Source organism: Rubritalea spongiae, assembly GCF_042652385.1.
Lineage (GTDB): Bacteria > Verrucomicrobiota > Verrucomicrobiia > Verrucomicrobiales > Akkermansiaceae > Rubritalea > Rubritalea spongiae.
On sequence record NZ_JBHSJM010000001.1, the window covers coordinates 2,024,452 to 2,038,673 of the forward strand.

Annotated in this window: 13 protein-coding genes; 4 read left to right on the forward strand and 9 right to left on the reverse strand. The window is 48.1% G+C overall.

Annotated features, from left to right (window positions below):
- Nucleotides 1–7: 7 nt before the first annotated feature.
- The 8 genes from ACFPK9_RS09105 to ACFPK9_RS09140 all read right to left on the reverse strand — a co-directional run bounded on the left by ACFPK9_RS09105 (nt 8) and on the right by ACFPK9_RS09140 (nt 7,924).
- Nucleotides 8–1,255, reverse strand: coding sequence for a BatD family protein (locus ACFPK9_RS09105; RefSeq protein ID WP_377094551.1), 1,248 nt, complete (start codon nt 1,253–1,255; stop codon nt 8–10).
- Nucleotides 1,248–1,904 carry a tetratricopeptide repeat protein gene (locus tag ACFPK9_RS09110; protein WP_377094552.1) on the reverse strand — a complete coding sequence of 219 codons (657 nt, stop codon included), beginning with the start codon at nt 1,902–1,904 and terminating at the stop codon, nt 1,248–1,250. Before ACFPK9_RS09110 ends, ACFPK9_RS09105 begins: the two co-directional genes overlap by 8 nt.
- Nucleotides 1,901–2,809 (reverse strand): vWA domain-containing protein, encoded by a 909-nt coding sequence (locus ACFPK9_RS09115; protein ID WP_377094553.1) that lies wholly within the window; start codon nt 2,807–2,809, stop codon nt 1,901–1,903. The genes ACFPK9_RS09110 and ACFPK9_RS09115 overlap by 4 nt, the downstream gene beginning before the upstream one ends.
- Entirely contained in the window at nt 2,802–3,755 is a 954-nt protein-coding gene (locus ACFPK9_RS09120; protein ID WP_377094554.1) for a VWA domain-containing protein, read from the reverse strand. The genes ACFPK9_RS09115 and ACFPK9_RS09120 overlap by 8 nt, the downstream gene beginning before the upstream one ends.
- 53 nt (nt 3,756–3,808) lie before the next feature.
- Nucleotides 3,809–4,225, reverse strand: a complete 417-nt coding sequence (locus ACFPK9_RS09125) for a DUF4381 domain-containing protein (RefSeq protein ID WP_377094555.1) — start codon at nt 4,223–4,225, stop codon at nt 3,809–3,811.
- A 24-nt stretch (nt 4,226–4,249) separates the two neighbouring features.
- Complete coding sequence (locus tag ACFPK9_RS09130) at nt 4,250–5,212, reverse strand: DUF58 domain-containing protein (protein ID WP_377094557.1); 963 nt, start codon at nt 5,210–5,212, stop codon at nt 4,250–4,252.
- Between the two features lie 25 nt (nt 5,213–5,237).
- Nucleotides 5,238–6,206, reverse strand: a complete 969-nt coding sequence (locus ACFPK9_RS09135) for an AAA family ATPase (RefSeq protein ID WP_377094558.1) — start codon at nt 6,204–6,206, stop codon at nt 5,238–5,240.
- An 86-nt stretch (nt 6,207–6,292) separates the two neighbouring features.
- Nucleotides 6,293–7,924 (reverse strand): arylsulfatase, encoded by a 1,632-nt coding sequence (locus ACFPK9_RS09140; protein WP_377094560.1) that lies wholly within the window; start codon nt 7,922–7,924, stop codon nt 6,293–6,295.
- A gap of 332 nt (nt 7,925–8,256) precedes the next feature.
- Between ACFPK9_RS09140 and ACFPK9_RS09145 the strand changes: the two genes are divergently transcribed.
- Nucleotides 8,257–9,420 carry a carbohydrate porin gene (locus tag ACFPK9_RS09145; RefSeq protein WP_377094561.1) on the forward strand — a complete coding sequence of 388 codons (1,164 nt, stop codon included), beginning with the start codon at nt 8,257–8,259 and terminating at the stop codon, nt 9,418–9,420.
- 2 nt (nt 9,421–9,422) lie between these two features.
- On the forward strand, nt 9,423–11,048 hold the full coding sequence (locus ACFPK9_RS09150) for an esterase/lipase family protein (RefSeq protein ID WP_377094562.1): 1,626 nt from the start codon (nt 9,423–9,425) through the stop codon (nt 11,046–11,048).
- Nucleotides 11,049–11,107: 59 nt separating this feature from the next.
- Here ACFPK9_RS09150 and ACFPK9_RS09155 read toward each other — a convergent pair whose 3' ends face one another.
- On the reverse strand, nt 11,108–12,163 hold the full coding sequence (locus ACFPK9_RS09155; protein ID WP_377094563.1) for a hypothetical protein: 1,056 nt from the start codon (nt 12,161–12,163) through the stop codon (nt 11,108–11,110).
- 120 nt (nt 12,164–12,283) lie between these two features.
- On the opposite strand from ACFPK9_RS09155, the gene ACFPK9_RS09160 reads away from it, so the two are divergent.
- Both ACFPK9_RS09160 and ACFPK9_RS09165 read left to right on the forward strand, forming a co-directional pair.
- Nucleotides 12,284–13,435, forward strand: coding sequence for a BamA/TamA family outer membrane protein (locus tag ACFPK9_RS09160; RefSeq protein WP_377094564.1), 1,152 nt, complete (start codon nt 12,284–12,286; stop codon nt 13,433–13,435).
- A 60-nt stretch (nt 13,436–13,495) separates the two neighbouring features.
- Entirely contained in the window at nt 13,496–14,221 is a 726-nt protein-coding gene (locus ACFPK9_RS09165) for a substrate-binding periplasmic protein (RefSeq protein ID WP_377094565.1), read from the forward strand.
- Nucleotide 14,222: the final 1 nt, after the last annotated feature.

The following is a 14,222-nucleotide window of genomic DNA, read 5'->3' on the forward strand; positions in this document are numbered from 1 at the left end:
CAGACTGTCAACCATTCAGCTCTGGTAGAAGTGCTTCCACCTTCACGCGCTTCTTCTCCGCTTTGAGCCACGTTTTTCTGGCCTGCACCATCAGCTGATAGAGTTCACGTGGCTGGTGGAGCAGGCTTTCTAGATCGTGCTCACCCTCAGTGTAGCGTTGTAAAAATGGCTCTAACTGGGCAGGTGTGGAGCTGGTGTTGATACGGTCTAACCACTGCATCAATGCAGCTTGCGTATGGCGAATATCCCCACTGCCTGCTGCTTGGCTAAATCGATCAAAATACACTTTCTCGTGCTCAGCCCTTTGCCGTTTCCAATTCTGAAAAAGAGTTTGAAGCTTTTGCCTCTTCCAAAAAAAGGTCCCCCCAAGTCCTAGAAGAACTGCCAGAGCCCACCAAAGCACCCTCTGGTTACGCCCTCCCTCCTGCAGCTCCTTATAGCTCGCTGAGGGACCACCCGTCACAGTGACTTTTCTCCCCTCTAACACTACTTTCTCTAGCGTCTCATTCTTCACATCCCACCAGACCAGCTCGATGGCTGGGATCTCTGCTGTTCCCGCTCCTTGAAAAAGGTAGGTCACCTCTTCCTCTCGTTTACCACTTAATACCCCTCGATCAAAATCATCCTCAACCGTAGGCTCAGCTGGGTACACGCCTAAACCTTGTATTTTAGGATAGTCAATCGGCTGAAATGCCATCCCGGAAACATCTGCCGCACTCAGAGTAATCTTGCGCTTCAATGCACCCCCTACCTTCACTTGCTCAACATCACTAGACCAACTCTGGGTCGCCTCAAACTCAGTTGTACTAACTAACCACTGCACTCCTTCTGCTCCGGGAGGAACTTTACTCGAGAACTCGAGAGCAGGTAACTTCACCTCCTTCGTCGAGCTTGCTGAACCACTGCCAAAGGCACTCAAAGAAACTTGCACGCTCGTCTCTGGAATGTGAATCGCCCCACCCGTTTGAGGGTAGACCGCGAGATCATAGCTCTGCCCCGTATACGCAGCGCCATCGATTTGCTCCTGCATCCGTACCCCTTGGCTCTGCGGAGGAAGCACATACGCCCCCTGCACTTTCAGAGCTGGTATGTTAGGTATCTGCGCCCAACCTTCTTTCCCTAAAACCTCGATGGTTAATGCAACGCGTTGACCTTGCCACGCCTCAGTCGGGTTCACACTTGTTCGTACAACAATAGGATCAGCCGCCTGCAGGCATACAGGAATCAACAATACAAGCGATATCCAGCTATTCATTCGTATCTCCTTCCGGTTCGGCTGCCGCGTCTTGATACATAAATTTCACTTTTAAGAAGTCTGCAGGCTTGGTCTGAACCTTCCGTAACCAGACCTCTCGCATTTGCGCATCGTCCATTTTTGCGCCCTGCACAGTCTCCTCACCAGCGTCTTCACTCGCTGGCCCTTTGCCCTTTTCAAAAGTAATTCCATCAGCCCCCATTTTTCCCCCCGTCATGTTTCCACCCTCAAACTCCAAAGCCTTCATCCTAGCCTCAGCGATCCTTCTATTCACCTCCGCATCCTCATTTGGCCCCAGTGCTATGGCCTTATCATAAACTTCGATTGCGGCCGAATACTTACCTAACATCACCAAACTGTTGCCATAATTATAAAAGCCATCAGCTGTCTGAATACCTGAAAAAACATTGGCAGCTTCCTCATAATCACCCGCCTTCGCACATGAAATCCCCTTCCACATCGGCTCGGCAAACTTCTCAGCCGCTCCCTTAAAATTCTCCTTTTTATATGCAGCGTAGCCCTTTTGATCCGCCGTCCTCAGCGCAAATCCATTCCCCAAAATCACATTGCCAAGGCACAACAAAACAACACCTAACAGCAGAACCATTGAGAACCATTTTCCTGCGAACTTTTTCCTATCGCCACTCATAACTGCCACCCCTTTCTCCACCAAAATCCCGCTCCTAGTAAGATCACTGGCAAGAACCAATAACCCGCATCTTTCCACGCTTCACTACCATCTCCGCTGGCCACATTGAGCATTTTACTCTGTGCTAAATTCGCTACACGCTGCACATCCACATCGTCCTCCGTCATGCTAATTACTTCACTTCCACGCGCTTTTGCCGCAGCTTGCAGTCCAGCGTCGACAGCCGATGTACCCGGCTGAATGGTCAAAAACTGCACGGGCAATTTCGAAGCCACTTTAGCGAGACTTGCCGCTTGAGAAGGATCCACCACATCCGCAATCACCAAAACAGATCCAGGCACCCCAGCATCCTTTAACAAGGTTTCAGCAGCCAAAATAGCAGCTCCTAGATCATCCCCCTCGCTCGGCATCACATCGGGTGTCAATCCCTCCGCCATGCTCGAAATGATAGAATCATCTTTCGTCAAAGGCATCACCAAATGAGGACTACCGCTGTACACGATCAGTGCACTTGCCGCGCCATTCCTCAATTCTAACAAGTCACGCATTTTAAACTTTGCGCGATCCAGACGCGATGGCTCTACGTCTGTTGCCTCCATTGAGCCGCTCATTTTAAGCAATATCACCAAACCCGCTTGGTCATCAGCAAATGGTGATGCTTGCTTGCGCCAGCTCGGACCAGCGAGAGCCAAGACGGAGAGCACCCAAACTGCTGCCAGCAAGTGCACCGGTTTCCATCTGCTATGCTTCTTTTCATCGACTAACAAATGTTTCAACAAGCGCGGATCCATCATACGCATCCACGCTGCCCCCTCATTCTGCTGCCTAAACAAGAGAACCAGCATCCCAATAACAGGAATCAAGGCCAATAAAAACCAAGGCCGTATAAAATGAAAATCAGCCACGCTGCCCTCCTTCCGTAGAAGAGGATTCTAGCCTCTTTAAAGAACTACCAAACAACTTCCAACATCTCACTCCAACACTAAGAATTAAAAACGCAGCCAGCGGCCAATGAAACAAGTCGCGTCTAGGTCGGTACGACTCACTCTCGACCTCCCGCGTGCCCATCTGATCAATTTCCGTATAAATGTTTTCTAACTCCTCGCGATTGTTCGCGTGAAAATATTGGCCACCAGTATTCTTCGCCACAGCATCGAGAGCTTTTTCATCTAACTTTTCTTCCCCCGTCGCCTGTGGATCACCCACTCCCACTACGTGGATCACAATCCCCTTATCACTCGCAATCGAAGCTGCCTCCGCTGGCGGCACTTTACTCCCAGTGTCATTGCCATCCGTGAGAGCTATCATCAGCTTGTCCTCGTTTTCACTGCGTTCAAAAAGAGTGATACCAAGCCCAATCGCATCTCCAAATGCCGTACGCGGCCCCGCCATCCGTGTCGCAGTCTCATCCAGCAACTGGCGGCACACTTTCAAATCCTGAGTAAATGGCACCTGCACAAAAGCCGCGTTACCAAAAACGATCAAACCCACCTTATCACCGTCACGCCTCGTCAAAAAGTCGTCTAACACCTCTTTAACAGCCGTCAATCGATCGACCTGCTCACCCTTTTTATTCGTAAAATCTTTTGTCTCCATCGAACCCGAGAGATCCACTAACAGCAGCAAGTCTCGCGTTGGAGTCACCCTTGAAATAGCTGGCTCCACCCACTGCGGACGCGCTAACGCACTTACTAATAAAATCCACAAACCGTAACGAAAAAGCAGCTGGGACCATCGCGTCTGCATGATCACTGCACCCTCAGAAGGCTTGCCACCAACTAATTTAGCAACGCGCTGGAACCATGGTACACGCACTGCCTGTCTCGGCTCACGATACACTGGAAGAACCATGCGCAAAACTAGGGGAAGCAAAACAAGCACAAAGACCCACGGATAAAGAAAACTTAACATTGGTGCCCCCTGATCCATTTACTAGCCTGAGCACGCAGCTCAGAACTAACTTGCTGACTTCCAGCATTCACTAATGGCGTCAGCTTAACACCCCTGCAATGTCCTTCCAAATACTTCACCCATTCCTCACCATAGAGTGATGCCACCTCTTCACGGCCAAAACTCACCATCGCCACCCGCTTGAGCGCCACCGAGAGCTCACGTAAACTCTGCGCATCTTTCACTAACAGCGCCCCTGCACGTCGATAGGCACTCGCTTTCCACCTCTGGTACCACCACCACGCCACACACAGTAAAACCCATAACACCACGAGGATGAGCAAACTTAGGCCAGGAGCCAAGGGCCACCAGCTCGGCGCCGAAGGCATGGCGAAATCTCGCAAATCGCTTATGTCGTGTGATTCATTCATCTATCCAATAGCACTTCCACAGTGTCACCTAACAACAATACCTAACAACTTCCTGATCTGCTGGACCACATCACCTTCATTACTCACTTCTAACAATGGAGCTGAAAGTTTCCGTAGGAAATGGGCAATCTGTTCACTTTCTTCCCGATAGTCCATAGCTACCTTCTCACGCATCGCTTTGCGATCAAATGGTAGCTCAATCTGCAGCTTACCATCACTCGCAGTCACCCGCTGACTCGTAGGAGCTTCGCGCACTGGATCGGTCACTAAAATACCGATCACGTCATTGTGCTGAGCCAACTTGCTAGTCAACCTTTCGGTCGTCTGATCCACCCCGTCAAAGTCACTGACAATCACCACTAACATGTCGTGAGTCGCGAGCTGGACGGCCTTTTTTAAAGCTTCGTTCAGCATCGATGCATTAGGCTCCACCTCAGAGTCGACATGCAGCTGATGGTTCATCTTTACGACCGAATTCAACACCGTCATCACACTCTTCTGACTGCGACGTGGATGATGCCCAATGATTTCTTCATCATTAAAAACCACTGCCCCGATACGGTCCCCCACCGCGTTGGCTCGCCAGCTTGCTAACGCGGCCACATGTGCTGCCGTCACTGATTTCAGTTTCTCACGCGTTCCCCAAAACATGTTCATGCGCTGATCGCAAACGACCAAAACTGAGCGATCTTTTTCCTCAGTGTACACGCGCACATATGGTGTACGGGTGCGCGCTGTGACCTTCCAGTCGATCATCCTCACATCATCGCCACTGAGGTATTTTCTTAATTCCTCGAAATTCAGGCCGCGCCCGCGCAAGCGCGATGCATAACGACCAGCCAGGATCGAATTCACTGGTTGACTTGGTAAAAATGAAAAATCACGCGACAAGAACTGAAAACGGATCAACTCTTCAAGCGACGCATACACCCCCTGCGTATCCGCCGGGCTCTCACCTCTCACTCGCTTGATCTTCGTCCAATCCACCTCGTTTGCTAAATACTAAATTCTTCTATGCCACTGCCACCAACTTGACGATCTTACCAATCACATCATTGCTAGTCAGACCGTCCGCCTGTGCTTCATAACTCAGTCCAATACGGTGCCGTAGACAATCTCCAACCACTGCGCGGATGTCGTCAGGCGTCACACTAGCACGGCCTTCTAACCAAGCGTGCGCACGCGATGCCTTATCGAGTGCAATCGTTCCACGCGGACTCACGCCTACTTGAATATAACGGCTTAAGTCAGCATCAAAATCTGCTGGCCTACGCGTCGCAGCCACCAGCGACACAATGTATTCCTCCATCGCATCGTTAATCTCGATCTGATCAATTTCAGCACGTGCAGAAAAAACAGCCTCCTGCGGCACATCAAGCTTATCTGCCACATGAGCATTGGCTGCAGATTCACCACGCACCAAACGCATCACCGCCTTCTCATCTGCGTCATTTGGGTAATCGATCGAAATATGCATAAGAAAGCGATCCATCTGCGCTTCTGGCAGCGGATACGTGCCTTCTTGCTCGATCGGATTCTGAGTAGCCATCACCATAAAAAGCGGTGGCATCTTATGCGTCTCTCCTGCCACTGTCACTTGGCGTTCTTCCATTGCCTCTAACAAGGCAGCTTGCACCTTCGCAGGTGCACGGTTGACCTCATCTGCGAGCACAATGTTTGCAAAGATTGGGCCAGCCTTAAATGCAAAACGCTCTGCTGAGTCTTCTCCCAAATACATTTCCGATCCTGTAATGTCAGATGGCAATAAATCTGGAGTGAACTGAATACGACTAAAGTCTGCGACGAGATGCTGTGCAAGACTCTTCACCGCACGCGTTTTCGCTAATCCAGGAAGACCTTCTAACAAGATATTTCCATTGCACAGAAGACTAAGAAGAATGCTTTTAACTACTGCTTCCTGTCCAATAATTGAAGACTGCATGCACTCTTGCAGTTGCTTAATAGACGCGTGTGAAGACATAAAAAATATAAAGTATAGGTATGAAACTAAATAAAAAACCGGGATGCTACAGTAAAGAAGCACCCCGATATATAAAACAAAATGAATTAATTCTTAGCCGGTGTTGTTAGCTTATCCATCACTTGATCAAGTGAGAACGAAGCCGCCTTCTGACGTGGTGGAAACTCCTTAAATGTCTCAAGGAACTGACCTACATAAGCCTGAGCTGGCACCAAAAGATAAGCACGATCTAACAACCAGTCATAGTAAGTGTTCGATGTTACTTCCGCACGCTCATAAGGGTCGCGACGAAGATTAAAAATAAGCGGGACACGGAGTGGGACAAATGGCTCCATCCAAACGCGGAATGTTCCAGTTGCTTTTTGCTCCATGAAAATCAGTTTCCAATCATCATATCGAAGAGCTGTAAGGTCGCCATCATCAGAGAAGTAAAAAATTTCCTTACGAGGAGACTTCACAGCTTGCGGATCAGCGAGGTGCTCAGAAAGGTCATAGCCGTCGAGATGGTTTTTGTACTCACGACCAAGCGCCTTGGATTTGTAACCCTTTTTGAGATCTTCTTTGATCGTCTTATTGCCTGCTGCTGCTGCAAATGTTGGGAGCCAATCCATGTGATGAACGATACCGTTAGAAACAGAACCTGGCTTAATCACGCCAGGCCATTTTACGACACATGGCACACGCCAGCCACCTTCCCAGTTGGTATTCTTCTCACCACGAAACGGGGTAGAAGCTGCATCTGGCCACGTATTGTAATGAGGACCATTATCTGTAGAATAATGGATGATGGTGTTATCCGCGATACCTAACTCATCGATCACTTTGAGAAACTCACCGATGTGCATATCATGCTCAAGCATACCACAAGTGTACTCATCTGCGTGAGGGTATTGCTCCTTAATTTGTGCCATTTTTTCTTCACTGACATGAGTGCGGAAGTGCATCCGAGTTCCACTCCACCAGACAAACCATGGCTTTCCAGCTTTCTCAGCACGCTTAATGAAATCGATCGCATGTGCAACGGTGTCATCGTCCACAGTCTCCATACGCTTCTTAGTAAGTGGGCCAGTGTCTTCGATCTTACCATCTGCAGAGGACTTGATTACGCCGCGCGGGCCATAAGCTTCAAGGAAGGTACGACCATCTGGAAGTTTATAATCTCGTGGGTAATCTTCGTTTTCAGGCTCTTCTTCCGCATTGAGGTGGTAAAGGTTACCGTAGAACTCGTCGAAGCCATGATTGGTAGGAAGCATCTCATCTTTATCACCAAGGTGGTTCTTACCAAACTGGCCAGTCGCATATCCTTGATCTTTTAACGCTGTGGCGATCGTAATATCCTCCACCTGCATCCCCAGATCTGCCCCTGGTAAACCCACTTTAGATAAGCCTGTGCGGAACACACTCTGACCCATGATGAATGACGAACGCCCAGCTGTACACGATTGTTCACCGTAATAATCAGTAAAAATCATTCCCTCATTGGCAATACGGTCGATATTCGGTGTTGTATAGCCCATCACACCTTTGGTGTAGGCCGAAATGTTAGACTGTCCAACATCATCACCCCATATGACTAGGATGTTAGGTTTCTTCTTATCCTGTGCATCCGCGTAATCAGCACTGCTAATAATCACAGTGGTGACGGCGAGCACTGCTCCGGCGAGGGATTTCGCTCCGCTCAACTTAGGGAAGCTAAATGCTTTCAGTGTCTTTTTCATATTTTCTTGGATTAAAAATTACTAGGATCTATCGTCCATTCATTTTGTTCACTCGTGCTGTCACCAGAACACACCTATTACACAGCTACAGAATACCTGTGAAAATTTGCGCATAAGTAAAGCCAGAGCGATAGTCATAACACACACTAACAATTAGTTAGAAAAGTGTGCTAACGTCATTTCAAGATATACTGTAGAATAAGCTGAATTACTAGAGAGAAATTGAAACAATACATGTCACAATCTTAGACATCTCAATAATATTGTTTATACGAACTCTAGATACAGCTAGATTGACAAAGTGGCGACACTCGTTCAGAGAATACTTTAGCGTGCAAATTTTTCGAAACAGCGCCATTCTATACGTTCTACTTTCCAGTCCACTACTTGCGAGTAAGGGGGAAGCTGACGCACTCTCACTTGGTGGCCTCCAAAATAACGAAACCCCTTCTCGTTCTATCTTTAGCAAAGATAGATTCGACATTGCTCTAAGCTACAGCGCCCTCGTACAAGGAGCTCTAGGCGAAGGTGAAAGTGGTGGTTCAGGTGAAGCTGCTTTCTCTGGACGCTACGTGTTTGTCGACGAAACTTACCCTAGCCGTTTACTCAATAAATTGGGTGTGGAGAGCGATGGCTCTCTCTCTCTCAAGTTTCGCTTCCGCCAACGTCATAAACTTCTCGACATTTCAGCCGCCGAGCTCGCCCTTCCCATCGGCAGTATCCTAGGAACCACAGACGGCTTCTCTAACAGTGGTTTCGAAATTCCAGACTTTTACATTCAACATGTCTTTCACCAAGGGAAAGTCGAACTACGCTACGGTCAAATTACCGTGGAAAGCCGAATAGATGGGCATGCCCTTCGAAGTGCTAAAACCGCTTTCCTCAACCGAGTCTTTTCAACAAACCCAACAGTCGCCTTTCCTCGCTTTGGAGCTGGAGCAACCACTCGCTGGCAGGTCAACGACCACTTCAGCCTCACTGGTGTACTAACTCAAGTACAGGCCAGTAAAGCAGGAACCCAAGTAGACTTCGATCTCAACGCGAGCGACCTCTTCACCGGTCTTCAATTTGACTACGAATGGGGAGATGAAGAAAAGCTGAGCAATTCCCTACAGCTTCTCTTCTGGGGTGCAGATGCCACTGACGAGCTCAAAGAAGATTTTGGCTTCAGTGCCACCTTCGAACAACACTATACTGGGCTTGATCGCTCAATTTTTGCTCGTATCGCCAGCAGCCAAGGACAGCAGACAGACCTCGATATGATGGGCGTTGTTGGCATCGGTCAAACCATGCGCGAAAAAGACCTTATCGGTATCGGAACTGGAGTCGGCCACTCCTCAGAGAAAGGGCGTACTCAAGCGGTTCTTGAAGCCTTCTACCGTTATCAAGCCCCCTTTGGCTTACAAATCACTCCCGATGTTCAATTGCTAATAGGCGACGGTCTCGATGGTGATTTTGATTTCGTAGCAGGCTTACGTGGCCACATTTATTTCTAACAATGAAATTCGTACACCTCTCACTGTTCATTCTACTCGTCCTCAGCGTTATATCATGCGCTCCGATGATGAATAAGGTTTCCGCCAGAACTCTCACTGAGGAACTAGGGCGTCCTTCTACTTCCAGCGAGCGCTCGCACCACGCAGCACGCAGCGCAATTTATCGTGCCAGCACTCTTCACAAGCAGCCAGAGAAAGCCATTGCATGCTACCTCTATGCAGTACAGTTGTTAGAAAGTGATGATAACTCATGGGCTCAGCAAGCCTACCAACAAGCTCTAGGATGCGCCATCGAACTCACTGAAGAATACGAACTATGGAATAGGCCGCTCCGTTATAAAAACCTGCAGTACTCCATCACTCACAGCTCCGAAAGCAGCTATACCAACGCAGATGCCATAGAGAAGCTCTATTACGCCGGCCGCTACCGCAGTATGCATCTTAGACCAACTATAGCCTCACACCAACAAGGCGTCGCAATGACTGCCCACTTTCCACAACCCAATACAACAAACCACGCACTAGACCCCTTCATTCCTGACATTGGTTATGTTTTTTCAGTCAGTGCCATCCCCACTTGGACAAGCTCTCACCAGCTTAATATCCATCTTAAAAAGTCAATTAAGCATCCCAAATCCTCCTATAACTACACCATCCCTCATACCATTATCGAGGGAATGACTACAGAACTCATCTATGAAGGCATTGAAGGAGTATTCCGACCAGAAAAGGAACTAGAATCAATAGGATTATACGCCTACGAACCGATCGACCCCAACCGAATCCCCGTCATCCTCGTACACGGGCTCGCTGCCAGCCCAAACCTCTGGGTCTCACCCACCCATAAACTCCTCCAAGATCCTATAGTTAGAAATAACTATCAGTTCTACGCCTTTTACTATCCGACTGGTCTTCCGCTCGCAGGCAATGCTGGCATTCTTAAATTACAAATCCAGCAACTCTTCGATTACCTCAGCAAAAAAGGCGCACAGGAAAAGGCAGAACAAATGGTTGTCATCGGACACAGTATGGGAGGACTACTCACAAGCCTCATCACTCGTGACTATCGCGGAGTAGAAAAAGACATTTACACCAAAAACTTATCAGATCTACATTCCGCAAATCCCACGATCAAAGCGCATCGGGTATTATTTGAACAAGCACCTCTTAATTGTGTCACACGTGCTATTTTTATAGCTACTCCACACCGAGGCTCAGAATATGCTGATAACTGGATTGGCCAGCTCACATCGCACTTTATTAAAATCCCTCAACAACTGGCCAATATTGACCCCAAATACTATCGCGAGGATCTAACAAGCTTAGGTCGAAGTATCCTCAATCCAACTGGCGGCTTTGATGGGATACAAATTCTCAAATTCAACAATCCCACCTTAGAGTTTAATTTATCCGTCCCAAAGCTCCCCCAAGTCACCTACCACTCTATCATCGGTAACCGTGGGATTAATGGGAATTTAGAGAAGAGCTCAGACGGCGTAGTGACGTATTCTAGCTCCCACATTGACGAGGCCGAATCTGAAAAAGTTGTCCCAGCTTGGCATAATGCTCAAGACAATGACCAAGCCATCAGCGAGATGACGCGCATTCTCAAGCTTCACCTCCAATAAAAAGGGCCCAACGTGGTGAACGCTGGACCTTTCATAAAATCTAATATTTCTTCTAGCGATTATTCAGTAGGAAGCTTCACTTTCCCTTCTTCATAATCCGCTAACCACTTTTTACGAGCTTCAAGTTGTACTGTCAGCTTCTGGATGACTTTTTGCTCCTCTCGTAATTCAGCATATTTCTGTTTCACATGATACATATCATCACGCAGATCGTGAATTGCATCATCGAGAGCTTTCTCAATATCCATCGCTGCATGTTGGCTGATTGGCTTGGTCTTTGGCTTATCAACTAACACGAAATCCGCTTTCTGCCTCTTGCGAGTCTCTAACACCTCTTGATAGTGCGCGAGCTCAGACTCCATCAGCTCTTTAGACTCAGGTGTTAGATTCGGATCCTTCAGACGCTCGACCATACCATTCACTCGGGACTCATTGCGCGTAATCGCCTCGTCCAGAGCTTTTTCAATCGCGTCACGCTGCTTCTTGTCCATGCTCTTATCGCGACGATTCTGCTTATAGGCATCAGAGATTCTTTCATTAGTATTCCAGTTCCCCCAGCGATCCCATCCACCGCTACCAGAATTGGTATACTTCTTAATTTTAGGGTCTTCTTGCGTAAACGACTTTGAAAGCATTAAGACTTGTTCAATGCGCTTTTCAGTAAGCTCATTATTCCTTTCGACGTCCTTTTTAATCGCATCTTTCGGTACGTTTGGATCATCCTTGCGCAATTCACGAATCAAACCAGCACGTTTCGACTGATACTCTTCCAGGTTCTTCACCAAACCCTTCATCACACGGATTTTTTCTTGGCTGACTCGGTACTTTGAATTCTTTGAATCGCTAAGAGAAGCTAGCTTTTTCACCACCGTATCAATCTTCCCCTGCATTCGGTTATCAATGCGTAGAACATCTTCGGTAACCTCTTCAAGGCGAGCATCGCGCTCTTCAATGTAAGCTTCTAACGACACCACTGACGCTTCACGATCTTCGATGGTCATTGGTATCGCTTTTTCCTCACCAGTTGCAGCAGCGGATACTGGCGCTGCCACTTCAGCAATCACAGGGCTGATGCTCAGTGCTAGAATAGAAAATGGGATCGGTAGTTTATTCATAAAAATAAAATGACCATAGAGACCCTATGAGTGCAATCTCAATATCACGCACGATTTTGGTTATTCCCCTAAAACAGCAATTCCCCTAGCCACTTCAATCAGTTAGGATGTGTTACTCTCATGTTCCGAATATTCTCCACGCTCTTGATCTCTAGCAGTCTATTAGTGGCTCAAGACTTCACTAAAGAAGTAGCTAAAAATGATGACGTCAGCTTCATCGACCCGAGCGATGGCTACTTCGACGTAAGCTCTTTCCTCGATCACCCCTATGGCTTCATTCCGATCGTCAATCCCATCACCGAGCCAGCTATCGGCGAAGGACTCGCGCTCATTCCTATGTTCGTATCGAGACCCGAAGGTCAGCACAGGCCTAACTTCACCGCCCTCGGAGCCATGAAAACCAATAACGGCACCAAAGGTTTCTTCGGCGGCTATTCTGGTTATTTTTTCGATGAACAACTCCGCATCACTGCCGGCGCCACTTCGACTTCTCTCAATCTCGATTTTTATGGGTTCGGCGCCTACGACCTGCTAGATGGTCGCTCTCTACACTACAACCTCGACATCGTGGGAGGTTTACTCGGTGCTGAATGGAGAATTAAAGACAGCAAATGGTACATTGGGGCACGCTACCTCTACGGAGAAGTCGATGCCCAGTTGCAAAACCAACACGACTTTCACCTTCTTCCCAATGGAACCTTTCTCCGTGGTATTGGCCGACAAGACACACTCAGCTCCATTCTCTTTGAGCTTACCCATGACACCCGAGACAATGTCTTCACTCCGCTCGACGGGCATTTTGCCGAGCTTTCCTTGCTCTGGAATGATGAACTCATTGGCGCAACGGAAAGTTTCCAACGCCTCACTACGAGCTATTATTTTTATCAACCTATCGTCGAAAATACCCTTTTCTTCGGCATCAAATCTGAGGCCAAACATAACATGGGAGACTCTCCATTTTACGCCCTCCCCTCAGTCCAGCTTCGAGGCGCACCACGTACTAGGTACCAAGGAACAACCGTAGCGTACAGCGAGTCTGAACTGCGCTGGCAATTTCATCCTCGTTGGAGCGTGTTAGGCTTTGGTGGTGTCGGCGCTAGCTGGGGTAAAAATTCCCAATTCGATGACGCCAATACCACCTTCACTGGCGGCACTGGCTTACGCTATCTGCTAGCAAAAGATCACAGCATGCATGTCGGCGTCGACCTCGCCTATGGTGAAGAAGGCCCCGCAGTTTATATTCAATTCGGCAGCGCTTGGTCTCGGCCATAAACACGCACGCGCATATTTGATTCTGCATCTTCGCCACGATCTGTTATCCTAGCAGATGCCATGAAGGCTCTTTTAAAATTCCTCAGCCCCCTCGTCTTTTGCTCACTCATTCAAGCAGAAGAAATCACCATCGCCACCGAAGCTTGGGAAGGCTACATCAACAAGCAAGAAGAAGGCTTTTACTACGACCTGCTTAAAAAGATCTACCCCAGTCCTGAGTACACACTAACAGTTCATTTTGTCCCCTTTAAACGCTCAGTGCACTTACTCACATCTGGCCAAGTGGATATGTTATTAGGCGCCTACCCAGAAGATATCCCGAGAAAATACCAATCCACCCACCCTGTCGAAGCGGACAACATTAGCGCCGCAGTGAGCAAACGACTCTCTGAAAAATGGCGAGGAACGAATTCTCTAGCGGGTAAACGTGTCGTAGCGCGACTTGGATATAACTTCGATAAATATCTGCCAAAAACATCCAGCTACACTGAGGTTCCCTCTGTAAAATCCATGCTTCTCATGCTCAAACGTGGTCGCACCGATGCGGTTCTAGATTACGAAAAAGATATTCAAGCGCTATGGAAAGACAGCCAACTCGGCGACGACTACGTGCTCATCACTGGAGTCATTCCTGAGCTCGTCTACTTTGGTTTCGCCACGAGCCGAAACGATCTCAAAGCCCGTTTCGATGCCGAATACAAAAAGCTTTATCAATCTGGAAAACTAAAAAAGCTCTTCCTGAAACATAATCTTTGCGCTGATCGCGTTCCAAAAATAGATTACTAGA